Consider the following 25101-nt stretch of genomic DNA (forward strand, 5'->3'; position numbering starts at 1 on the left):
TAAAAACAGTAAGGTGCGTTATGGCTTTGCCTAACGCACTATGTTTTATCATTCAATATTTGATTATCTTACTTGCACTCACTAATCCTCTATGATATTCCTTATAAAGAATAATGAGCTTGACATTCCTTATAAGGAATAATATATTGTGAGGTAGGAAGTGACCTGGACTTGGGAAGTTTATCAAGATGGCAATGGAGAAATCCCCAAAGATTTACTTGCTTTTTTCATCAGGATGATTCCAGCAGAGGAGGAACCAGAAAATCCACCAAAGCCATTACTCAGTGCTTCCGAAACCAGACGCTTGCAGGTTAATCTGGGCTACCTGTGCAACAAAGGACTAGCATCACTCACCAGCGGCATTTTTGAAAAGCTGGAAGATGATCTGTATGAGTTACGGATGACCAAGAGTGAACATAATCCACGGTTTATCTTAACGGCTGTGACTCCTCAGCGATTTGTGGTGCTACATGCCTTTATGAAAAAATACAACGACGCTATCAAAGAAAGAGACAAAGCGCCTGCAAGAGAGAGATTGCGGCAATTGCAGCAGAGGAATCATGAAAAAGCCTAATTTTCAAGCTTGGTTACAACAGCCAATCAGCGAAGACTCAGAGGTGATTTTGGCGGGGAAGCTAGAATATTTACGCCTCTATCTTACCGATGCCATGCGGGAAATACGTAATAAAGCAGGATTAACTCAGGCACAGCTAGCCGAACAACTGGGAGTACAGCAAGCGGCGGTGTCAAAGCTAGAATCGGCGCTAAAAGACCATGAATTGGAATCTGTGTTGCACTATTTACATACCTTGGGTGCAGATTTGCTAGTAGCAGTCAAGCAAGGAGATGACTTATATCAAGCTAGCGATAATGATGGTGTATTGCTAGTAGATGTACCAGAGATAGTGGCACAAAAGGCATTAGCTGCAAACATGAGTGTGCGGGAATATGTTCGTGCAGCAATTGAGAAGTTTTCTAGTGAGGATAATAGACTGAGAACAGCTTTAGTAAAACTGCTGGAAAGTGATGATTTAGTAGCAGTGAAAGTAAGAGAGCGGTTGAGTACAAAGACAACACAGGAAATTGCTCTAGAGTTAGAAAAATGTCTGAATTTATCTGAAGAAGACCGAATTTTTGCTATTAAAAATGTATTAGCTGGTAGTGTGGCGGTTGGAGAAAGTAATCGCGGAAGCAATAATGAGATTGATGAAATTGAGTTGTTAGATTTAGCAGAAGAACTAGTAGAGAAGTTAGTAGATTTCATTGATAAACATAACTAAACATGAGCTTTAATAATATAGTGAAAGGTTTTGGTGTTAAAAAACCAAAAAAGAACCAAAATCAATATACAATTTATATTAATTTTTTACAAAAATTATTAAAGGTAATTTCATCTAATCCAAATAAACCTAAAGTTGCTTATCGGTTGCTTGAAGCTAACCAAGATAAGTTGAATCAGGAATTTCCTCCAGTTTTCAGGCGCTGGTTAACAACTAAATTATCTACAAATTCTCAACAAGCTTATGCTACAGCAGATGCTACTTTAAAATTAATGCTCCTGTTGAATAAGTTTGAGCAGGGAAATAGAGTTGTTTGTCAGGAGATTTGCATTGCTGGTTATGAAGTTGTACTAACGTTAGTTACTCGTTCTCACTTTCCCGAAATATGGGCGATGATTCAACACAATCTTGGGGAATTATACCTGGAATGTTGGAGAGGAGAACGAGCAGAGAATATTGAAAAAGCTATCCGCTGTTTTTATCAAGAATTAGAAATACACACACCAAAGCGCTATCCTCAACAATGGCTAGGCGCAAAGAATGACCTTGGACTTGCCTATAGCGATCGCATTAAAGGTGAACGTTCTGAGAATATTAAGCAAGCAATTCAGCATCTGACAGAGGCCATCCAAGCATTTCCACCAGAACGGTTTACTGAACTATGGTTCAAGCTTAAGTCTAATCTTGCTAGCATTTCCGTTGAAAACACGGAAGATGATATAGAAGATATTCAACAGGAACTCAGTCAGTTAACACGGAACTTATTTACAAAAGAGGAAAACCCAAAAGAATGGGCAAATATCCAACTAAATATTGGTGATTATTATGATGTCAATCATACAGGAGATAGAGCTAAAAATTTAGAAAAAGCTATCCACTCTTATACACAAGCATTACAAGTATTTAGCCCAGAAACATATCCCGAAGAGTGGGGCAAAGTTCAACAACATTTGGGTAATTCCTATCTGCGTCGTATCCGAGGAGATGAAGCCGAAAATATTGAATCGGCTATCGATTGTTTTACGCAAGCTCTACAAGTAAGGACGCAACAACATTTACCCGAAGCATGGGCTAAAACCAAAAGCTATTTAGGTATTGCTTTTCGCAGACGTATTGATGGAGATAAATCGGAAAATTTAGAACTGTCTCTTCAACATTGCCAAGATGCTTTACAAGTGGATATCCGCGCTCGCGATCCACACCTATGGGCAGAAATTCAATTACATCTTGCTACAGTTTACGTCGATAGAATGCGCGGTTCTAAAACTGAGAATATTAAACAGGCTATTTTCTATTTTCAGCAAGCACTGCAAGAATATACTCCAGAGCGCAATCCAGAATTTTGTGGTTTAACTCACATGGAACTAGGGATTGCTTATGGTGGAATTCAGGATTTTGAAAAAGCTATATATCACTTCCAAGAAGCATTACAAGTATGTACTCGCGATCGCTTTCCTGAAAGATGGGCTGATATTCAACATAATCTCGGTGGTGCTTATGCAAATCGCATCCAAGGAAATCATCAAGAAAATATTGCTTTAGCTATCCACTGTTGGCAGCAAGAGTTAGAAATATATACACCTAATAGGTTTCCTCGGCTATCCTATGACGCAGGAAGATCTCTTGCCTTCATAAGTCTTATGGAAGATAAGTGGGAAACAGCCATTCAAGGCTACGCCACAGCTATAGAAGCGATCGAAACCTATCGTACCTGGGATAATTCTGAAACTCGCCGCCAAGAAATTCTAGAAGAAGCTATTGATGTTTATCAAGAGATGGTAGAAATCTGCATTAAAGCAGGACAAATAGAAAAAGCCTTTGAATATGCCGAGCGATCGCGCTCTAAACGCCTGGTAGACTTAATGGCAAGTAACGACCTCTACCAAAGCGGCGAAATTCCCCCAGCAGTCAAGGAATTATTGCAGCAGTATGAACAACTGCAACAGCAAATTGATCAAGAACGTGATCGCCCAAAAGCCAACGATAATGGTAGTCAAACACGCGCTGTATTCCAAGCTTACAACGAAGCGATCGCATCCTTGGAAGCAGAAAAACAGCAAGTTTGGGAACAAATCAGACGCTTAGATCCTGTGTTAGCTGGCGAAATTCAAGTTAGCGCCCCTAATTTTTCCGCAATCCAAAAGCTGATTGACCAGCCTACTACCGCTATTCTCAGTTTTTATACTACCGATAACGACACCCATATCTTTGTCCTGCAGCAAAATCAAATTACCCTTCACACTTGCGCCGGACAAGGGATAGAAACGCTGCAAGACTGGATTGAGCAGAATTGGATATCAGCTTATACAAGTGATATCCAGACATGGAATAGCCAAATTAATCAGAGTCTGGGCGAACTAGCTCAACGTTTGCAACTGTCTGAATTAATTTCTCAACATTTAGAAGGTATCGAAGAACTAATTCTAGTACCTCACTTGTTGCTGCACCAAATTCCCTTTGCGGCTTTACCAATTGGAAATCATCAATATCTAGGAGATCAGTTTCTGATTCGCTATACTCCTAGCTGCCAAATCTTAGAGTTTTGTCAACAACGCGACAAGATAGAAAACTGCGAATTGTATGGCACTGTTGAAGATGCCACAGATGATTTACCCTGCGCCAGTTTTGAAGGTGAACAACTTGCCAAACTATACAACATTCCTCACTCTCAACGCCTGAGAGGTAGCATTCAAGCGACTAAAGCTAATTATCGTCAGCTAGCTCAACAAGTCCAAGTACTTCACTGCTGTCATCATGCTGAATCATGTCTTGACAATCCCCTGGCATCATATTTGAAATTGGGGGATGGCACTATTACTTTAGGGCAGTTAATGACACCAGGATGGCGTTTACCTAATCTCTCTGATGTTTTTCTTTCCTGCTGCGAGACGAATTTGGGTATTCCTGGGCTAACAGATGATATTCTCACCCTCTCCACTGGCTTTTTGTGTGCTGGTGCGAGAAGCGTTGTCAGTACTCTCTGGGCAGTAGATGATTTAGCCACAGCAGTATTTTCAGTATTTTACTACCAACATCGACAACAGGGTAAAAGTCGTCCGGAAGCTTTACGACAAGCCCAAATCTCCTTACGCAGTTTAAGGAAAGAGGATATTAAAGAAATTTCTCCAGAAGCACAAGCCAGGGAAAGGGAACTGATAAAAAGTAGAAAACAATACAGCCCTGGGACATTAGAACATCGCCAATGGGAGCGTGAATATAAGATGTATGCTCGATTTAACCGATTAATTCAAGCCATCGAAAGTTCTACGGAAGAGTATCCCTTTTCACATCCGCGTTACTGGTCTGCTTTCATCTGTCAGGGTTTAAGATAATGTGCGATCGCTTTCCCCCTCCTCAAACCCAAAAAATCGGACTAGAGGCTACAACTTAATCCCAACTAGCAATTACATGGCTAAAAACACCTGTAAAGACGTAAGCTTTTGCGTTTTTGCAGGTTATTAATTAAGAATGCTATAAAATAATTTTATAATTCTTGCCGCTCACTCCAGTTTTGAGGTTTATCATTATTTGCAAGCCAAAGATATTAAAAAACAATTAAGATTACTCATAGATGAAGCATCTTTAATAGATCCTGGTTTAGCGAAAAGGTTAGAAGAGATCAATCGTTGGGTAAAAGATGTTAAGCCTGGTTCCCTAACATCTAAGAAATTTGTACTTTTTTTTCTGCAACAGATAATTAAAGACGCACTGATTTGGCTTGATATTCAGTCCTCCGCATCACTAGAGGAGCGGCAACAATACTATGAACGGATGACACCAACGGAATACTATTGGTATAGTTATTTATTCCCCAAATGGTTGAATCAAGTAGATCCAAAATTCTCTATTTGGAAACAGAAATTGATGGCGGGAGAGTACCATCAAGCGGATATCAATGTTTTGAGATTGATTGCTAGTGATATCATCCATCGGGAAGGAACTTTTTGGCAGTGTTATATAGCAGACTTCTCAATGGCAACTGATATAATTGTTAGTAATCGAGAGAAGCAACCACTGTGTATTCAGATCACTAGTCTTTCGGATGAATTTTCTCAGGAAAAATCTGATAATTGGGAAAATACCTTGCTACTTTGGAGCATAGATAGAGGTTTGTTCTTAAGTTACAATCCCCACATTACGGATTTTGTCAATCAGGTAGTGAATATCTCACTATACAACAGCGATCGCTTGCCAACAGGTATTTACTTAAAATTCAATTTATAGTTGTAGACCATTTTCCTTCACTGTCTTCACCAAACTACATGATTATGGGGCACAAAATTCCAGTTGAACCTCAAGTAAGATTAGAAAATTTTTTGGCACATTTAGAAGCAGCTAGGCAATTACAAAGAGAATGGATGACTTATGGACTTGACTGTGTAAATTTATATTTTGATGATGTTGATGAAGATTGGTGGGAAAAATGGGTAGAAGAAGAGCCGCAGAGTTTTGAAGCTGCTGTAATAGCATTCCTGGAAAGTGATAACTGGGTAGCTGTTAGGGTACGCAAGCAACTGCAAGACAAACCCATCTGTGAAATTGCTAGCAAGCTGGACAAATATTTGAGTTTCCCACAAGAAGACCAGATTTTTGCTATTAAAAATTTTTTAGCAGGTAAGGTGGTTGTGGGAGACAGTTACCGCTACAGCACGATTGAAATTGATGAAATTGAACTTTTTAATTTAGCAGCAGAACTCTTAGAGAAGTTAGAAGAGATTCGCGGTAAAAATCTCTAGAGTTTTGAGTGCTGATGCTAGGTAGTAGGGTGTGTTGTCGCGCAGCGCAACGCACCGAGATATCAAAAATTCGCAAACCTTGCTACCCAGATACCCAACTTTTTCAAAAAGTCGGGTATCTAAATCTCGCTAAAGTTAATAACCCTGTTCTGTCACTCTCCGAAAACTTTTGCCATTTCTGGTAAGGATTCAGGTGGCAGAGTATTGACAAAGGGATCGCTTGAGGAGGAGTATCACAGATATGAACCAAAACCTGCCTCAAGATTTAAACCGGGAAAGCTTGAACCAGTTATCGAAACAAGAACTGGTAGAGATAATCATTGAGCAGAGCAAGGTAATAGGTGAATTACAGAAAACAGTATTAGAACTACAGCAAGAAATAGAACGTTTAAAAGTCAGCAGAGATTTAGACAGCAAAACCTCATCTAAGCCGCCATCAGGGGACATCCTCAAAAAGAGTGAAAACAAAAAAGCAGCACCGCAAGAAGAATCAAATCATCCCAAAAGAAAGCCAGGTGGGCAACCAGGGCATCAAGGTAAGACCCGTAAGGGTTTTGGTAGAGTAGATCGTTGTGAAATCTTACGTCCAAGTGATTGTGTCTGTTGTGGTCAAAAAGCGTTTGCGGCTGTGGCAGTAAAAGTAGAAAAACAGTCTGTAGCGCAACTAGTGGAGCGTCCCATTGAAATAGTTGAGTATCAACGCCATACGTGCCAGTGTGAGTACTGTGGCAATATACAAACAGCCTCCTGGTCACAAGATATCATCCCAGGACAGGATTTAGGGATTTCTTTACAGGCATTTTTAGGATGGGCAAATAATTATGCACATATGCCCTATGAAAAACAGCAAGAAATGTTGTGGGAGTTAGGTCAAATTGAAATTGGGCTGGGAACTTTAGTCACCACAAATGAACGAATTCAAACAGCGATTCAACCAAGCATTACTGAGTTAAGTAATTGGGTAAAACAGACACAACCTAACATTCATGTGGATGAAACACCTTGGTCTGTCAAGGGAGTTAAAGAATGGTTGTGGGTAGTTGCCAATTCTGAGTTTTGCCTGTTTACTGCTGCTGACACTCGTTCCAGAGCAGAACTAGAAGCCATTTTAGGGGCTAAATATACAGGGGTAATCAGCAGCGATGATTTTAGTGTTTACAATGGCTATGCGGTGCCTGAGCAGCAGAAATGTTTGGCTCATCTACGCCGTCACTTCAAAAAACTAATTCAACTTCCAGGTCTTCACAACCAAGCTATTGGTGAAGCATTTGTGGATTTAATTGATGAAGCTTTTGGAAATTATGCCCAATGGTTTGAGACTCTTGACTGCGCCAGTTATAACGATTGGGTCAATCAATTCAAATCTAAATTGCAACAAACACTTGATGACTGGATTAACTTAGCCGGAGCTACAGCAGGAAACCTTTTACGTTCCTTGCGCGATAAAGCCTCCCAATGGTGGTATTTCCTTGACAACCCTGAAGTTCCTCCTGATAACAATCAAGCCGAGCGATCGCTGCGTTTGGCTGTGACAAAACGTAAAGTTAGTGGTGGTTCCCGTTCGATGGAGCGGTTTCAACATACTGCCAATTTGTTGACGGTGGTTCAAACCTGTCGTCGTCAAAGTCTGTCTGTTATTGATTTTTTTGTACAAGCACTAATTGCTGACTCTATTAATTCTCAGTCTCGCCCTTCTCTAGTTCCTCAATTTTAGACCTGAATCCTTACCATTTCTGAATTCTAGAGCTTTTGTATAACAAGCGTTTGCGCGATTATTTTCTAATAACAAATACAAGACCAACTTTTTTCTAATAGTATAGCTTGTATTGATTGCCTCATCGGGCTTCTAGCGATCGCCCTCCCGGAGAGTGACAAAAGCGGGATAAGTAACCACGCAAAATTAATTACAGTTATTGCGAGCGCAGCGAAGCAATCTCAACCCTTGCGATTGCTTCATTCCGCTCCGCTCCATTCGCAATGACATTGTGTAATTAATTTTGTTTAACTACTTAATTGTTCTTCACGATTTCGGGTTGCTGAAGACGCGATAAATCGCGTCTCTACAGGATTTAACGTCAATTGAATTGTATTATCCGAACCGTATTTTCCTATAAATAGGGTTTGCAAAATTTGTCAGGTTACGCGGTAGGAATTTAATTATTTTGTTGTTGCGAAATAAACTAATTCTAAAAAATTTTGCACCTAAAAATATGTAGGGGCGCAAAGCTTTGCGCCCCTAACTCATGGTTACCTGATGACTACACCCCTAATTAATAACTAATTCGCAACCTCAGCCATTTCAATAATGCGTTCTTCATAATCCTTAACTAAAAAGTTAAGGGGTTTTTGGTTGCGAATCTTGAATTTCAAACCGCGTGTTTCTACTCGCATTAAAATCATTTCTAGGCAATCGCGGTCGAAGCAAACATGGCGTTGCTGGTTTTTTGTGCCTAAACTAGCGCCAGTAATCACGTGCAACTGGGTATTTTTCTTTAACTGATACCACAAGCCTTCACTGGCATTATTCATCATTTTGTTGGAGAAACTAGGCCCTGTAGACATATAAAGCGGGTCTATGCCTGTTGCTCCTATAGTTTGTTCGTAATTGTAATAGTAGTGCAAAGGCACTTCAGCGGCTGGTAAATCTAGCAGCCCTTCATACAACTGTCGAGCAATTTCCAAATCTGACACCATGACGGTGTGTACTTTGGGCGCACTGGTGAGGAACATCCACATTGCTCCAGCGTAAGCTGCCAGGAGCAATACCATAATGCCTTGGGTGGAGAGTAGGCTATCCAGGGGCAGGGAAGGCAGAAACGAGCCTAAAGTTAAAGGACTAAGTAGGAACGATATCACACTAGAGGCTATAACCATGAACAAGTCAAATATTGTATAAGGGAATGGCTTTTATTATTGTCGATAAAGACTAAAATTAAGTCCTTGTTTATAGTGTATCAATACTCCAGTGGTGTGAGTCTGAACCAAAATTAGACAAACATGAAGTTATTGTGCGCTCAATGGGAAACTGACAATCCCAAACTTATATTAACAACTATCAAACCTACGGCTCGTGCAAATCCCTCACTTTCCCGAAGCTAATCACCCCCTGGTTAAGTCGCTGTTCCATCAAAGTGACCAAGAACTAGTAAATCTGTTTCAACGCTCTCCCGAAAGCGGAAAGTACTTTACAGCGATTTTTTGCCGCTATAGCCCGATAGTTTACACCTTAATTCGGCATTCAGCGCGATCGCCTGTGCAAGCAGATTATTTGTTCGCCCTCACTTGGCGACATATTTACTACGAACTCGGTGGGCTAGATTTAAATAGCCCAACACCCAACCAAGAACCCTTAACTCTACAAAATTGGCTGATTAACATCACCGCCTACTGCATTAATGAGATTGAATTACCACCCACAGAAGCAATTCATTATTCTCTCAAAGCTACTTCCCCTGCTTTATGGTGCTATGTTGAGCAAGCATTGGATCAACTACCCCCAGTTTTGCGCTTTGTAGTCTTAATGGCCCAGACTTTCCGTTGGAGTGAAACGCGAATTGCTGCTTATCTCCAAGCTGAGGGCGAGAATTTTACCCCAAACGAAGTAGCCAATTTTCTCCAGGAAGGATATCGTATGTTAGAGGACAAATTACCTGGAGATATTCGTGCGATTTATTTAGGCGAAGATGCAGCCTAATCTTAGTCTAAGTGTAAACACGTAATTTTAAAATAATCGGAGGTAGTTTTAGCCTTGCTTATAAAACCTTCTACTTAAAAGCGACATTTCTCGGGTAAGTTTTATGAAACAACGGTATTTCTTACCAGAGGCTAGCATTCTCAATTTAAATCCCCGCCTGAAATCAGGATTAAGAAGTTGGGATTGTGCTATCCTCGCCTCGCGCCAGGGTGGTAAATCCCAATTTTTGACTGCTTGCTTGTTAATTTTGGCTGTGGCTTTTAGTCCCTTAGCAGCCAGTGCGGTTGATATTACTCAACAACTGCACCGTCCGTTAAATCGTTCGACGTTACGAGACTCAAGAGACCAAGCAGATAGCTTATTAAATATCGGTGAACAACAATACAAGTTAGGTTATGCCGATAAAACTCTTGATTCTTGCTTGCAAGCACTAGAAATTTATCACTCCTTGGGTGACTACAAAGCCCAAGGTATGACTTATGATTTGCTAGCAAAAGCGTACATCCAGCTAGACCGTTTGCAAGAAGGGGAAGATGCATTACGCCGGAGGTTAGCGATCGCTCGCGATACTAAAGATTTTCAGTCTCAGATTTTTGCACTGAATAATATTAGTACAGTTCTGCTACAAAAAGGAGAATTCATCCCAGCAGGTAAAACAGTACAAGAAGCACTGGAAATCGCCCAAAATGTCCAAAATATTGCCGGAGAAGGCTTGTCTTTGAGTAATTGGGGACTAGTAAATGCCAGAGTCGGCAATTACAGCAAGGCAATAAAATTGTATGAAACTGCTTTGTCTTTCCGTCGCCAAAGTGGTGATGTGATTGGTGAGACAAATACCCTCAACAATTTGGGTGATGCTTACTTCGCAATGGGTAATTATGACGATACTATTGGCACTTATGGCGCTGCTTTGAGGATAGCGAAAACTACAGGCGATCGCACTAATTATGTAAGAGCTATTGACGGTTTAGTCACAGCTCATAGTTCTGTAGGACGCAATGAGCGTGCTTTCGACTTATTAGAGCAACGCCTAGCAATGGCTAGAGACTCACAAAATCTAAAGGAAGAATTTGGAGTTTTTATGACCTACGCCAAGATATACGAAAAACTCAATAATTATCTCACTGCTCGGAACTTTTACGAAAGAGCGCTCGTATTAGCGCGAACGTTGGAAGACAGCAAGCAGGAGGTATTTTTGGTTGATAAGCTGACTAAATTACCTAAACACTAAGACAATTTTAGATTTTAGATTTTGGATTCAACCGCTTCTACTTTGAAAACCCTAGTTATTTTCAGAATCGGCTTTAATTTCCAAATACGAAACTATTGCCTATTACCTTTTAGTTTTTGAAAGCAATCACTTAATAATAGTAGGGTTGGACATCACCAGCCCTACTATTATTTTTACAAATGACAAATGACAAATAACAAATGACAAATGCCTAATTCAAAAATACTGAGCCATTAGATTGAATTCGCATAGCTTTTGCATCTTGAGCTACGTCTGTGGTTTCATTCAATCTGACTTCTAATAATCCAGTTTCGGAGGGTTGTGCATTCACTGACAATAATCCGCCATCTTCGCGTTGGAATGTCACAGTGATAGGCGCACGTAAATTCTGTAGTACTATATCAGATTTTCCACTAAGCGATCGCTCGTTAGTATCGCCAATAATTTGATAAGTTACATTCGCACCAGTATCATTCACTAGCCTGACATTGACATTACCATTTGTGAGCGCCACTGTCGCAATAGGTCTTATTCCTTGTTGTCTGATTGAGGGTTCAGTTAAAGAATTTGTTTGTGAAGGAACCTGTTGTGGTGTGGAATATGGAGTTGAACTTCCAGTTGGCGCAGGTTGCTGGGTGCGATTGTAAGGCGCTTGCTGAAAAACACTGGGATTAGGGTTAAGCTGTGAGTTAGTCACACTTCCTGGTGTATCCCCACCTACACCCATATTTGTTTGTTCTGGTGATGGGTTAGTGGAATTATAAGGAACTGTTCCTTGGGATTGCACTTGTTGGGTTAAAGCATTAGGGGGACATCCTTGAGGAACCAAAACTCGACTGTTATGTGGTTCTTCATAGAAAATTCTGGGACAAGGATTGACTTTACCAACAGAACTAGGCTGTGGTGTTACTGGTATTGGCGTTTGTGCAAGTGCTGGTACACTCATCAGTAAACCGCCGCAGAGAGCAGCCAAAAATTCAGCCGACTTGCGAAACTTTTGCGAATTGCTATTCATTGTATACTCCTAGAAAATCTTACCTGAAATTATTGATGAATTTGATAAATCAGCAAATTACATTAGGTAACAAATTTGCACTTATTACACTCAAATCTTGAAATTATTTGCTTGTTATAATTTTGATTTCAGTGATTTTAATTTAACAAATTAGCCAGCTTTTTATATCTAACCAAAGGTCTGAAAATGAATTAAATTGTAATTCTTCTTTATTTCCCAAGAATGAGAAATTAATAATTGTCTGATTTTTTATAAGTTATACCAGTTATAACATTTTGAAAACAAAACCCCACAGATGGGCAGGTAGGGGCACGGCACCATTAAGATAATTTGATATACCACAAGATTGTGGATGCCGTGCCCCTACAAATAATTTATTTGTCTACTTGCATAATAAATTATGAGTAAATTAGCCAACCTATTGAAAATGAGTTAGTAAAAATAAACTCTCGAGAAATATTAATTAAATCAAATTTTATGCAGCCAGATTTAGCAGTTTATTAAATGGATGTCATCAGAATTGAGAGTATAAAAATCTCAATACAGCAATTTTTACTATCTAAGTTAGTAGGGAAAGCAATTCTGTTTCATCTGTCATAAGAAACAAATGCAAATTCCAGCATTAAGACTCGAGAGTTACAGGTAAAGTAACGATAAAAGTAGTACCTTTACCTAGACGGCTTTCGACTTGAATTTGGCCTTGGTGATGTTCGACAATAGCTTGAGCGATCGCTAACCCTAATCCTGAACCAGTAGAAATATCTGTAGCTGTATTGCCATTACTATGGGTACGCGCCGGATCTACCCGATAAAAGCGGTCAAATAACTTTGGTAGTGCATCCCCAGGAATACCAACCCCAGTATCACTGACTTTAACTTGTAATTGAGCGCTACTGTAGCGCAAGCCAGCAACTCGATTCATTCCTTCTAACCGCGCTAATTCTACATTTACCCGTCCACTAGATGGGGTGTATTGCACAGCGTTCCCAATCAAATTAGTGAACAGTCGCACCAATTGATCCCAATTTCCTACAAGTGTGAACCAATTGTCAGACAGTTCGGGGTTAGTGTCTCCATCTGCAGGATCTACCAAATCCAAAGCCAGGCTGATTTTCTTTTCTTTAGCTAATAATTGCTGTTCTTCTAGCACTTCCATTAGCAAAGCATCCAAGGGACAAGAGGAAAAGTTATCTTTGCTAATGCCACTATCTTGACGTGCGAGGAATAGTAAATCATTAACTAACCTACCCAAGCGTTGAGTCAGTCGTTCCACTAATTTTAACTGTTGGCGATATTGTAAAGATGTCGTAGGTTCTACCTCTGCTGACTCTAAATCAGCCAGCGCAACTTGTACATTAGTTTGAATTAAAGTAATTGGACTTCGCAATTCGTGAGAAGCATCAGCTGTAAATTGTTTGAGCCGTTGATAGGAATCCCCTACTGGTTCCATTGCTTTACCAGATAAAAACCAACCACTAGCACCCACAGAAAGCACCATTAACCATGTACCAATGGCTAAATCCAACATAAATTGACGGCTAGGTTTACTAACTTCAAACCAGGGATGGCTAACACGCAGATAACCTAATACTTGACGGCCAAATTCTACCCGGTGTGTAACTTGGCGTAATAAGACTGGTGACTTTTGCCAACCTTCATTCCCCACGCGCACCGTTTCACCAGTGCGATTCGCATGAATGGGAATATTTAAAGGTGTGGATAGCGTTGACCAAAGTAATTCTCCATTGGCGCTAAACCATTCCAAATCAATATGATCATCTTCTACTGTGTCAGTATTATCACGAAAACTTGCTTCTAAATTAATGCGTAATGTCTCAGTACCGCTATTAACTGACTCAATGACGAGCGATCGCTCTACTACTTCCACAACATGATTGAGAGTATCATCAATCCGCTCAATCAATGTATTACGGACATAGAAATATACTCCACTGGCAAATAATAAGAGTAATACAGCCGTTACAGCAGTGTACCAAAGAGCCAGACGGCGGCGAGTAGCTTGGAACATGGGGATTAGGGATTGGGGAACTCGGGGCCCCCTCTGGGGATAAGGGGTAATGGGACTGCGAAATTATTCAGCAGTCAACAGTCAACAGCCAACAGTCAACAAAGTAGTTGCTAAAAAGCTGCTCGCTTGCTTACACTATTTCATTTACTATGTTTATTATTCAGTTGCATGGGCTGCAACTATCCGCCCTAAGGTGATCATGGCAAAATCCAAAAAGAGCGCTACTACTCCCATCAATCTGAGCGATTCCCAATACTACATCAACCGAGAATTAAGCTGGTTAGAGTTTAATAACCGAGTTTTACATGAAGCTTTCGACCAGCGAACGCCTCTTTTGGAAAGACTCAAGTTTTTGGCGATATTTACCTCTAACTTGGATGAGTTCTTTATGGTCAGGGTTGCGGGATTAAAGCAACAAGTTGAGGCTAAAGTCTCACAGTTAAGTCCTGATGGTCGCACACCACAACAACAGCTAGATGATATCAGGTTTACCCTCAGTCCCCAGGTAACTAAACAGCATCAGCATTTTGAGCAAATACTCAGACCATTATTAGCGCAAAATAAAATACATATTCTGGATTATATAGAGTTAACTGATAAACAACGGAATTATTTAGATAACTATTTTGAAGAACAAATTTTTCCGGTTTTAACTCCCTTAGCGGTTGATCCTAGCCATCCTTTCCCCTATATTTCCAATCTCAGCCTGAATTTGGCTGTAGTGGTGAAAAACCCCGAAACAGAAGAAGAATTTTTTGCCAGAGTTAAAGTCCCGAAAGTTTTACCGCGATTTATACCCTTACCGCCAGAGTTAGGAATTTATCACAACGGTCAACCTGCTCACTGGACTGGTGTACCTTTAGAACAAGCGATCGCACATAATTTAGATTCCCTATTTCCGGGAATGAATATTCAGGAGTATCATCCTTTCCGCATTACTCGTGATGCTGATTTGGCTTTGGAAGAGGATGAAGCTGACGATTTACTCCTAGCGATTGAACAAGAACTCAGAAAACGCCGCATTGGTGGAACCCCAGTCCGCTTAGAAATTCAATCCCAAACTCCCGAAACAGTGCGATCGCGTTTATTGGAAGATTTAGAATTATCCGAAAGCGATGTTTACGAAGTCGATGGACTTTTGGGACTGCGGGATTTAATGTACTTTATGTCATTACCGCTACCAGAATTTAAAGATCCACCAAGACAATCTGTAGTTCCTTCTCGCTTACAATGGTTGCGAGAACCTAGCCTCAGTGCGGAAATTCCAGAGGTAGAGGAAGGAAAAGACTTTTTTGCAGTCATCAGTGAAAAGGATTTGTTAGTACACCATCCCTATCAATCTTTTTCCACAACCGTGGTGCGTTTTATTACCCATGCTGCCCATGATCCGAATGTCCTAGCAATCAAAATGACCCTTTACCGGACTTCTGGGGACTCGCCTATTGTTAATGCTTTAATTGCAGCGGCGGAAAATGGCAAGCAAGTATCAGTATTGGTGGAATTAAAAGCGCGGTTTGATGAAGAGAATAATATTTACTGGGCGAGACGTTTAGAAAGAGTCGGCGTTCACGTTGTCTATGGTTTAGTTGGGTTGAAAACTCACTGTAAAACTATTATGGTTGTGCGTCGAGAAAAAGACCGGATGCGGCGCTATGTCCATATTGGCACTGGCAACTATAATCAAAAAACTGCACGACTATATACAGATTTAGGATTATTCACCTGCAACGAAGAAATTGGTGCTGATATTACCGACCTATTCAATTTTCTCACAGGCTATTCCCGGCAAAAGTCTTATCGCGAATTATTAGTTGCACCTGTGAATATGCGCGATCGCTTTTTAGCACTAATTCATCGGGAAATCGAAAATGCCAAAAATGGCATTACTGGGAGAATTGTTGCCAAAATGAATTCTCTAGTTGATCCCCAGATTATTGCGACTTTATATGAAGCCTCCCGTGCTGGAGTCCAAATCGATTTGATTGTGCGCGGTGTTTGCTGCTTGCGCCCAGGGCTGAAAGATATTAGTGAAAATATTCGGATCATTAGCATAGTCGGCCGCTTTTTAGAACACTCCCGCATTTTTTATTTTTACAACAATGCCCAAGAAGAAATCTATATTGGTAGCGCCGATTGGATGCGTCGTAACCTAGATCGTCGCGTCGAAGTAATTACCCCAATTAAAGACCCAGATATTGCTAAAGATTTGCAAGAAATCTTGGGAATCATGCTAGCGGACAATCGCCAAGCTTGGGAATTACAGGGCAATGGCAGCTATATTCAACGACAACCGTGCGATCGCGCCCCGGAAGCACACTCACAACAAAGTCTCATCAATATGGCATTACGCTCAACTAGTATTAGCTCAAACCTGATTGATACAAAAAAGAATTCCTTCTATCTTGACAATTAGCTAAATCTACTACTTTTAGAAAACTTTAATTTTTCCTCACAAAATCTAAATTATTTAGTGCGCTAAAAGCCTAATTATTCAACCATAGGATAGAGTAACTCGCAGGACTAATTCCCATACACTATAAAAGTTATCGTACTTAAACTTTTAAATGTTAATGTTGTCCTGTGAGTCTTCTACCTTGCGTGTTTTAGTGGTTGACGATCACGAACTAACCCGCCTAACGCTACAATTAGCTTTTTCTTGTCAAAAGAATATCCAGGTAGTAGGTTTAGCCAGCAATGGTCAAGAAGCTATAGAAATGGTTAAACGCTATCAACCTGATGTAATTGTTTTAGATTTACAAATGCCCGTTATGGATGGCTGGAGTGCTTCAGGGCACATTAAAGCTATCTCTCCCAAAACACAAATCTTGGCTTACTCTTCAGTGGAAGATGCTAATTTTCATCCCAATGGTATGTCTAACTTTGATGAATTTTGCAAAAAAGATGTACCTACCACTGAACTCATCGCTAGGGTGAGAGAATTAGGAGACAGAGCAATGAATGGTTAATACCATTTTGGATTTGAGATTTTGCGGAAAGTTGAGTCAGTTTGTTGATGAGACACTGCGTTGGGCAGCTTTGCCGACTTGTAGCAGCTGCCGTCAAATTTTCCAACAAGGATTGTGAAAGATTTATTGACTGAGCTTTTGAGCCATTCATCTATCGCAATCAGTTTTCAAATTGGTATAAGTTCCAATATAAATAATGCAATACAGTGAAAGTGCTTGATTAACCCAAGCGCAAGAGAATTCTGGGGATTTAGGGACATGATAGCTATTAAAAGCGTTGGTACAGTTGATCGATAACTATGTACCAACGCAATTTTGTTGTTATTTAAACTAAGATTGGCTTAATTATTTCCTGCCTCTGGAACGGTGCGTCTAAATTCGTCCAGCAAATCATCTAATTCTTCTAAGGCTTGATTTACATCAATTCTCAAAGTCCCAATATTTGGTTGTTCTAAGAGACTGAGTAAATAATCACGTTTGCTTTGAACGATGGCAATTCGTTCTTTTATAGTTTGTATATCCATTGTTTTGTTTGCATTCTTTTACTCTCTTCCAGTGTAACTGAAGCGTTGAAATTCACCCATTCTCTACAGGTCGGAAATTAATAACATTTGGAAAAAAGAATGCCACAAATTAATGTGGGGTGTGTTTTCGCCAAGCACAACGCACCAACGCAGCATCCATAATTAAAGTAAGGGCACAGCATCCACAATATTTCGGCATATCAAATATCTTACTGGTGTCCATTGGTGTCAACTTAAGCTAAAAGCGATATAGGGCGGGCGTTGTACAAATACCTCGCGCCCTCATCCCCTAACCCCTTCTCCCGCAGGAGAAGGGGAACTAAATCTCTGGCTCCCTTCTCCCCGTGGGAGAGGGGCTGGGGGTGAGGGCGAAACCTTGCACAAGAGCGGGTTTCACGTTAAGTTGACACCAATGACTGGTGCCGTGCCCCTACAAAAAATCTATCTGACTAAATTGGTTGGTATTAAACTTGTATATTAAATGACTCATGATATGAGACAAGTCCAGTTGGTATTTGCCCGTTAAAGGAAATAGCTTGGAAGTATTCGGGTGGAACATCGGGTAAAACTAAACTAGGCTCTACCTGAAAACCAAAACGGCTGTAGTAGTTAGGGTTTCCCAGTAATACACATCCAGATGCACCTAGTTGGCGTAGAGTAGCCAACGCTTCCCTCATTAGTTGTGAGCCAATACCAACGCCTTGATGCTGTGGAGATACAGATATTGGCCCCAGTCCATACCAACCCTGACTACCATCAGAAATTGAAACTGGGGATACAGCAACATGCCCAACGATTTTGCTATCAGCTTCAGCAACAAGGGAAATTGTCAAGTTCCCTGAGTCACGCAAAGCATTCACAATCAACTGTTCGGTGTGGCTACTATAGGTCGTATTAAGAAACGCCGCTGTTGTCAAAGCTTCAATATCAGCAACATCACCAGGCACTTCTTTTCTGATTGTGATATTCATTATTGGTGTTCTAGAATCTGCGCTATGTAGCTGGTTGGAATTAAATATAAGATGGACGTAGGTTGGGTTGAGGCACGAAACCCAACACCCGCATGGGTTACGCTATCGCTAACCCATCCTACAAATAATTATGCCTCCCTACTTAGCAGCATTCTCAATCAACGTAGAGAAATTTAGATCCCCGACTTTTTGAAAAAGTCGGGGATCTGCTGATCAATCCAAAATCCGTCTTGGAAAGTTCTGATCGGCGGAAGCCGCCGCTCAGACTTTCCGCAAATTCTAAAATCCCATCGCTGTGGCAACTGCGCCTAATTCTGCCTCAATTCCTTGTTTAAATTGGCTGTGGCTGTGCTTAATGGCTGTATCTGGGTCTTTTAAACCATTACCCGTGAGGACGCACACAACTGTTGCTCCTGAGGGAATTTGGTCTTTCACCTGCAACATTCCGGCTACGGAAGCAGCGCTGGCTGGTTCGCAGAAAACGCCTTCTGTTGATGCGAGCAATCTGTAAGCATCAAGAATTTCCTCATCGGTAACGGCGTAGAAGTTTCCTTGGCTAGCTGATTTTACTGCCACAGCTTTTTCCCAACTCGCAGGATTGCCAATGCGAATTGCTGTTGCTACTGTTTCGGGATGCTGTACTGGCTGACCGTTAACTAAAGGTGCTGCACCTGCTGCTTGGAAGCCCATCACTGTGGGTAAGCGATCGCATTTCCCTACTTGGTGGTATTGACAAAATCCCATCCAATATGCAGATATATTCCCCGCATTGCCAACTGGGATACATAGCCAGTCTGGGGCGTTACCTAAAACATCAACGATTTCAAAGGCGGCTGTTTTCTGCCCTTCTAAACGGTAGGGATTGACTGAATTCACCAAGGTGATGGGGTAGCTTTCTGCCATCTCACGGACAATTTCTAAGGCACGGTCAAAGTTGCCTTTTACCGCCAGCACTTCTGCCCCATATAGTAAAGCCTGTGCTAACTTACCCAGCGCTACATAACCATCGGGAATCAGCACAAAAGCTTTCATCCCGCCACGCCTAGCATAAGCTGCGGCTGCTGCTGAGGTATTTCCTGTACTGGCACAAATTACCGCCTTTGCCCCTGCTTCCTTAGCCTTGGAAATAGCCATTGTCATTCCCCGGTCTTTGAAGCTACCAGTGGGGTTAAGACCGTCATATTTGACAAAAACGCGGACTTGTCTACCAATGCGTTCTGCGATCGCGGGCACTGGAATTAGCGGTGTATTACCCTCTAACAAAGTGACAACGGGCGTTGTTTCGCTGACAGGCAAGTATTCACGATAGGCTTCGATCAGTCCGGGCCAAGGTTGGCGATGAGATTTAGCAGCAGATAGGCTTACAGTCACGGTAATTTATATCAGTTTTTTCGTGCAAACAGAAAAATTTCAATGGTAAACATCTTGCACCAAGAGACGCTCTCATCACAAGAACAAAGTAATTTTTATAGTGCGGGCGTTTTACCTAGATTTTTATTTACCATTTTCTAGTCAGCTTTGTCAGAAGTTTTGCCAAAAGCGAATCTCATCTGTGATGTTTTTTCTGGAACACAGGCATCACAATTTGAGTCTCTTATCACAAAACTATAAACCCATTAGAGTAAATGATTGAAAGTATACAATCATTTAACAAAGCTTAAAACTACATTATTATATTATCTCTAATGGTGTGAGTTGAGTTGTGGATTTAAATAACTATGTCTACCAGTTCTTCTACTAGTGTTTCTGATCGTCCTTGCCAAGATCTTTGGAAAAGCCAGTTAAACAAGGCTTACTACCAAGACGACCAACAAGCTAAATTAATGCACCTGCGAGCAGAGGTAGAATCTTTGCTGTTACAGTTACAAAGCCTGAAGGAACAACGCCTGTCTGCTGATAGCCAAGAGCAATAAGCTCAACGCAGGCTGAAGGTTGAATTCTGGAGGCTCAAGGCTAAAACCAAATTAGCCAATTTTTTGCAACCCTAAATTAAATTCATCCTTTATACTTCAGCCTTCAACCTTCCTGCGGCTGTTATTCAAAGCGTTGATTTTTCTTTGACCAGCGCTTGAGGCTATATTTATCACCATTTTCTACTAATAGCGCTAGAGATTGTCCATCTGCAAGTTGGGCTATCCCCGTTAGTGTTTGGTGGTAATTTTGCTGAAACTCAGTATAAATTACCTTACCACTATCAGACAAGATTAAAGTGCGGGGACGAGAAAGATTTTTGGCGGCTGCTTGTGCGTCAATTCCTGGATGATTTAAAGATGCGATCGCTTCGTCTGAGATAGTCAACACACTTTCTGGATGCGTATTATTGGTTAAATTTAAGACTTGCACGGGCCAATAGCCTATTTGTTGCAACATCTGTGGCAGACTGGGCATAGCACCATTGGGAATTTGACCTGATTGTTGTAATGACTTCCACACTGTTGGTAGCATGGCTGACACTCTGGCTGGATCTTGTTGTGATAGTTCTTGCAGAGTGATGGGGGATGGTTGTACCCATTCCAGCGCTGCATCTGTTAAAGCTAAAGGTCGTGGTTGGAGATGATTTTGATTTTCCGCAATTGGTTGTCCAGATACTAGCAAGCGTAAAACCCCACCTTGCAATTGCACGCCTTTAATTGTGGCGGTGGTCATTTGTTGTTCTCCGTTGGGTAACCAAACCACTATTAAAATTGTGGGGTTAGCACTAATACCCAAGGTGTCCCACATAAATTTTGCTGGAGAAATTTTAGGTAATTGAAAATTCCCAAAGGGGAAATTGAGCCAGCGTTTACCATCATTAAATGCACTCACCTCTACTTGATACCAAACTTCGTTATCTGTGAGTTGCAGGTCTGTTGTCAGGTTTGGTCTTAGCCAATCTTTTTTGTTGACTTGGGTAATGAGTTGCACCGAACCCACAATTCGGCTGGGCTGAGTAGAAAGGATTTTGGGTCTGATACCTTCGTTACTGAGTGTGGCTAACAAACCTTCAATATAAGTCATCGTTTGGGGAGTAATTTGTGGTTGTGCTTTCAACCAAGAAATCGCGTGTTCTTCCCCCCGTTGAACAGCTAATACCAATGCACCCCAAGCGATTACCTCTGGTCTATTGGGGTTGACTCGCAATGCAGTAGTGATGCGGTTCCATAACCTACCTCCATCCATTTGCAGCAGAGTCGCAATTTCTGGGACATTTTGTGGCGAAGCTTCAAATACCTGTAATGCTTTTTGCCAGCGACCATCAATTAAATCTGCTAGCACCTCTTGAGAGGGAATTGCCCAAGTTTTATCAGCTTCGGTTTTCGTCAGTTGGGAATGCAAGCTAATTACATCGATTTGCGCTTGTGCATCTGCAGGAAGTGTGGCTTTTTGCTGTTTCTGCAATGATTGCAGCCACTCAAAAGCTGGAGTCCACAGTCCGCTACGGGCTAGTAATAAGGCGTTTTTGTAAGCAGGATTTTTCAGGGCTGGTATTTTTAAAGAAATTTCTTCTAAAGCAATGGGATGGAGAAATAATTTTAAAGGTTTAATTTGATAAATACGTAACCTTGGTTCTAAACCTATAGTTTGATCGATAACTAATTCTTTGACACTATCTCCAGTCACCTGCTGCCATTTTGGTAGTTGTCCATTGGGGCTTTTCCAAGTCAACATCTGTTGCAGAGTACTGCGTTGTGGATTGTAGTAAATAATATTACCGTAGGCGATCGCACTAGTTCCCTGGGGTAGTTTACCTTGTAGATTCAGCCACAATCCTGATGATGTGCCACCCGGAAAGCGCTTGACTTCAGTTAACGGTAAGGGTTGGCTATTTTCTGGGTTATCTAATTCCACTTCATCAGCAGTAGAAGCCACAAAAGATTCTTCTGGCCCAGTTATGGCTAGTTGACTGGCTAAACGGTAGTATTTTTCGGTTGGAGATGGTAATTCCAAATCTTGAGATTGTTGATAAACCCTCAGTTCTACCAATGCTTGACAATCATTCAGGCAATCAGGACGCTGTTGGAAAACTGGCAGTAAAAAAGACTGTTGTTTATCCTTTGGTACAGTTATAGTCTCCCCAGCCATGAGTTTTTTTTGACTCAGGCTAAGTTTAATTTGTTTGAGAGTCAGGGGTTTATCCTTGTAATTACCCCGAGATATTTGCGCCCATTCCGGTAAAAATTTATTCATCCAGATAATTTTTTCTGGATTAAAAATATAAAGAATACTGAGCCAAGCAAAAGTAATTAATACACCAACACTACTCAACAATATGGCGATCGCTAGAGTTGATGTCAGTCTATTTCCCCATTGAGAATTTTTTTGGTGTGTTGTAGAGACATCTTGATTTCTCCCAACATGAGACTGGTTTTGCCATGAGGGTTTTAAAGTTAGCTTTCGCAATCGATTGACCATGTTGGTTTGCACTCTATCTAGAAAGTAGTTTGAGGCTGCATAATTTATCTTTTATACTCGCGGTTTTTAAATATTGCCCAAAAATTTTCCAGTCTAATTTGACACAAAAACCGTAAAATTACTCAAGCCATTTATACATAAATATGAATACACTCATGGCCTAAGTATGGAAGCAGAGTAGAAGCCAATGATACGCCCCACTAAAATAAAGACCTGGATGCTGGCATGGTTAATAATTACGGGCGTAAATGGATTTTGCCAACAAGCGATCGCTCAAGATTATAGTTTGCCTTCTTCTAGTGAAGAATCTGCTCTAGAAAATCCAGAACCGATGGAGCAAGTAACATCGGTATCACAGCTAAAAGACGTACAACCGACGGACTGGGCATTTCAAGCATTACAATCTTTAGTAGAACGCTACGGTTGTATCGCAGGTTATCCCAACAGCACTTATCGAGGCGATCGCGCATTGACACGCTATGAATTTGCCGCAGGTGTTAATGCTTGCTTAGATAGAGTTAACGAGTTAATTGCTACAGCTACCAGTGACTTAGTTAGCCGCGAAGACTTAGCCCAAATCCAAAAATTACAATCAGAATTTGCCCCAGAATTAGCCACTTTACGGGGTAGAGTCGATCAATTAGAAGCGCGCACAGCCGAACTTGAAGCCAATCAATTTTCCACAACAACGAAACTCAGTGGCTTCGCCATAATTGGCGTACAAGGAAGAAATAGCAATCGTGGTGACATTAACCCTAGAGATGGTATCAAAGATACAAATGACCTAGGGACAAATACTAATGTTATCTCCTTGAGTCAGCTGTATTTAACTACTCAATTTACGCCGCGTAGTTACTTATTTACAGGTCTTTTACATGGAATCGGTGCTACCAGTCCGAGGTTTAACAATAGCATTTCTCGCAATGATGTGTTGCTGGGCTACGAATTTCCTACGGATGGCTTGATCATTAGTGACCTGCATTATCACTGGTTAGCAGCTGACAACTTAGCGCTGATGATCGGTACAGAAAACGTCAATATGACAACCGCTTTCCGAGGCCCAAACCGAGCAGAAAGTGGTGCTACAGGCCCCCTATCTCTGTTCGCACAACGTAACCCTATTTTAAATATAGGGTTTGGTCATGGTGGCATAGCTTTGGATTGGCAAATTGCTAAACGCCTCAGTTTACAGGCACTTTATTCTAGTTTTAATCCTGGTAATCCAGGTAAAGGTACTGGCATATTTGATAGTAATACTACGACTGGTGTACAGTTACTTGTAACGCCAACGGATGCTATAGATTTAAGTCTTTATTATGTGAATAATTACTCTTCAGATGGTTGTTTACTCAGCTTTGTAGGTGATGAGTGCTTAACAGCAAATTCCGCACCTCTACAAACCAATGCTGTGGGTGCAACCGTCACTTGGCAAATTTCACCTCGCATTACTATTGGGGGATGGGGTGGTTATACCAGTTCTTACATTCCTGGGCAATCGGGAAGTGTGGAAACAACAAATTACATGGCATTTGTTAATTTCCCTGATTTATTTGCTAAAGGAAATTTGGGCGGAATTTATGTCGGACAACCGCCAAAAATTACTAGCAGTAACTTACGCACAGGTAGCAATGTTCCTGACACAATTAATACAGGTTTAGGACGTGCAGGCGGACAACCAGGAACGACACTGCAAATCGAAGCTTTTTATCGCTTTCAAGTCACAGATAATATTAGTATTACCCCAGGAATCATTCATATATTAGAACCCGGACATACACCTAATAGTGATCCTGTGACTATTGGTATACTTAGAAGTACTTTTCTGTTTTAATTGTTTAAAATTGTTTGTTTCCATGTTTTCCATTTACTGGCTGCAAACGATGGATTAACACAAGCTTGGCTTAGAACTCCCGGTTCGTGATTTAGTATGAGTTAAAGCATCAACAAAAGAAAATAGTGTCTGCTGTTGAAATGAGCAAACACTATCATAAACTTATGGCAAACAAGGAAACACTAATTAAATTACTTATCTACATCTGGAACGAAATCGGGGCGTTGTTTATCTTCCCAACCTACAGGACGTTTGGAGTTATACCAAGCAATCGAACCAATCACAGCAGACGCAACAAAACCTACAAGAAAAACTACTGTGAGTACTAGTGAGTAATTAAAACTGCTTTCTGTAGCTAATGAAGCTTCTGTAAGAAAATAGGCAAAGGCAACATTGAACATAATTTATAACCTTAAATTATTAATGAGTTAA

The 25101-nt window shown here is 40.9% G+C and carries 20 protein-coding genes; 12 read left to right on the forward strand and 8 right to left on the reverse strand.

What is annotated here, in order from left to right; genetic code table 11:
- Positions 1-160: 160 nt before the first annotated feature.
- From HGR01_RS33300 to tnpC, 6 genes are all read left to right on the forward strand, one after another.
- Complete coding sequence (locus HGR01_RS33300) at positions 161-574, forward strand: type II toxin-antitoxin system RelE/ParE family toxin (protein ID WP_045868020.1); 414 nt, start codon at positions 161-163, stop codon at positions 572-574.
- Entirely contained in the window at positions 561-1280 is a 720-nt protein-coding gene (locus tag HGR01_RS33305; RefSeq protein ID WP_045868019.1) for a helix-turn-helix domain-containing protein, read from the forward strand. The genes HGR01_RS33300 and HGR01_RS33305 overlap by 14 nt, the downstream gene beginning before the upstream one ends.
- 2 nt (positions 1281-1282) lie before the next feature.
- On the forward strand, positions 1283-4612 hold the full coding sequence (locus tag HGR01_RS33310; RefSeq protein WP_228045480.1) for a CHAT domain-containing protein: 3330 nt from the start codon (positions 1283-1285) through the stop codon (positions 4610-4612).
- 196 nt (positions 4613-4808) lie between these two features.
- On the forward strand, positions 4809-5504 hold the full coding sequence (locus HGR01_RS33315; RefSeq protein ID WP_045868018.1) for a hypothetical protein: 696 nt from the start codon (positions 4809-4811) through the stop codon (positions 5502-5504).
- A 44-nt stretch (positions 5505-5548) separates the two neighbouring features.
- The gene (locus tag HGR01_RS33320) at positions 5549-6016 is read left to right on the forward strand and encodes a hypothetical protein (protein ID WP_045868860.1); all 468 of its coding nucleotides are present in this window, start codon (positions 5549-5551) and stop codon (positions 6014-6016) included.
- Positions 6017-6257: 241 nt separating this feature from the next.
- Positions 6258-7730 carry an IS66 family transposase gene (tnpC, locus tag HGR01_RS33325; RefSeq protein ID WP_096621848.1) on the forward strand — a complete coding sequence of 491 codons (1473 nt, stop codon included), beginning with the start codon at positions 6258-6260 and terminating at the stop codon, positions 7728-7730.
- A 563-nt stretch (positions 7731-8293) separates the two neighbouring features.
- Here tnpC and HGR01_RS33330 read toward each other — a convergent pair.
- Positions 8294-8890 carry a glyoxalase-like domain protein gene (locus tag HGR01_RS33330; protein WP_045868017.1) on the reverse strand — a complete coding sequence of 199 codons (597 nt, stop codon included), beginning with the start codon at positions 8888-8890 and terminating at the stop codon, positions 8294-8296.
- Between the two features lie 196 nt (positions 8891-9086).
- On the opposite strand from HGR01_RS33330, the gene HGR01_RS33335 reads away from it, so the two are divergent.
- Together HGR01_RS33335 and HGR01_RS33340 are read left to right on the forward strand one after the other, a co-directional pair.
- Positions 9087-9710, forward strand: a complete 624-nt coding sequence (locus tag HGR01_RS33335) for a DNA-directed RNA polymerase sigma-70 factor (protein WP_045868016.1) — start codon at positions 9087-9089, stop codon at positions 9708-9710.
- A gap of 103 nt (positions 9711-9813) precedes the next feature.
- Positions 9814-10941, forward strand: coding sequence for a tetratricopeptide repeat protein (locus tag HGR01_RS33340; protein WP_081583884.1), 1128 nt, complete (start codon positions 9814-9816; stop codon positions 10939-10941).
- A gap of 211 nt (positions 10942-11152) precedes the next feature.
- On the opposite strand, the gene HGR01_RS33345 is transcribed toward HGR01_RS33340, so the two are convergent.
- Together HGR01_RS33345 and HGR01_RS33350 are read right to left on the reverse strand one after the other, a co-directional pair.
- Positions 11153-11956 (reverse strand): hypothetical protein, encoded by an 804-nt coding sequence (locus HGR01_RS33345; protein WP_045868015.1) that lies wholly within the window; start codon positions 11954-11956, stop codon positions 11153-11155.
- 622 nt (positions 11957-12578) lie between these two features.
- The gene (locus HGR01_RS33350; protein WP_045868014.1) at positions 12579-13985 is read right to left on the reverse strand and encodes a sensor histidine kinase; all 1407 of its coding nucleotides are present in this window, start codon (positions 13983-13985) and stop codon (positions 12579-12581) included.
- Positions 13986-14184: 199 nt separating this feature from the next.
- Between HGR01_RS33350 and ppk1 the strand changes: the two genes are divergently transcribed.
- Positions 14185-16398 carry a polyphosphate kinase 1 gene (gene ppk1, locus HGR01_RS33355; protein WP_045868858.1) on the forward strand — a complete coding sequence of 738 codons (2214 nt, stop codon included), beginning with the start codon at positions 14185-14187 and terminating at the stop codon, positions 16396-16398.
- A gap of 151 nt (positions 16399-16549) precedes the next feature.
- Entirely contained in the window at positions 16550-16951 is a 402-nt protein-coding gene (locus HGR01_RS33360) for a response regulator transcription factor (protein ID WP_045868013.1), read from the forward strand.
- Positions 16952-17292: 341 nt separating this feature from the next.
- On the opposite strand, the gene HGR01_RS33365 is transcribed toward HGR01_RS33360, so the two are convergent.
- The 3 genes from HGR01_RS33365 to thrC all read right to left on the reverse strand — a co-directional run bounded on the left by HGR01_RS33365 (position 17293) and on the right by thrC (position 19817).
- Positions 17293-17475, reverse strand: a complete 183-nt coding sequence (locus HGR01_RS33365; RefSeq protein WP_045868012.1) for a hypothetical protein — start codon at positions 17473-17475, stop codon at positions 17293-17295.
- 464 nt (positions 17476-17939) lie between these two features.
- Positions 17940-18446, reverse strand: a complete 507-nt coding sequence (locus HGR01_RS33370; RefSeq protein ID WP_045868011.1) for a GNAT family N-acetyltransferase — start codon at positions 18444-18446, stop codon at positions 17940-17942.
- Between the two features lie 279 nt (positions 18447-18725).
- Entirely contained in the window at positions 18726-19817 is a 1092-nt protein-coding gene (gene thrC, locus HGR01_RS33375; protein WP_045868010.1) for a threonine synthase, read from the reverse strand.
- A 347-nt stretch (positions 19818-20164) separates the two neighbouring features.
- On the opposite strand from thrC, the gene HGR01_RS33380 reads away from it, so the two are divergent.
- Complete coding sequence (locus HGR01_RS33380; protein ID WP_045868009.1) at positions 20165-20359, forward strand: hypothetical protein; 195 nt, start codon at positions 20165-20167, stop codon at positions 20357-20359.
- Positions 20360-20480: 121 nt separating this feature from the next.
- On the opposite strand, the gene HGR01_RS33385 is transcribed toward HGR01_RS33380, so the two are convergent.
- On the reverse strand, positions 20481-22838 hold the full coding sequence (locus HGR01_RS33385) for a hypothetical protein (protein ID WP_045868008.1): 2358 nt from the start codon (positions 22836-22838) through the stop codon (positions 20481-20483).
- A 187-nt stretch (positions 22839-23025) separates the two neighbouring features.
- Between HGR01_RS33385 and HGR01_RS33390 the strand changes: the two genes are divergently transcribed.
- Positions 23026-24669: an iron uptake porin gene (locus HGR01_RS33390; RefSeq protein ID WP_045868007.1), complete on the forward strand. Its 1644-nt coding sequence runs from the start codon at positions 23026-23028 to the stop codon at positions 24667-24669.
- Positions 24670-24860: 191 nt separating this feature from the next.
- Here the strand turns inward: HGR01_RS33390 and psb35 are convergent, their stop codons facing one another.
- Positions 24861-25070: a photosystem II assembly protein Psb35 gene (psb35, locus tag HGR01_RS33395; protein ID WP_045868006.1), complete on the reverse strand. Its 210-nt coding sequence runs from the start codon at positions 25068-25070 to the stop codon at positions 24861-24863.
- Positions 25071-25101: the final 31 nt, after the last annotated feature.

It is taken from the genome of Tolypothrix sp. PCC 7712, from assembly GCF_025860405.1.
GTDB lineage: Bacteria > Cyanobacteriota > Cyanobacteriia > Cyanobacteriales > Nostocaceae > Aulosira > Aulosira diplosiphon.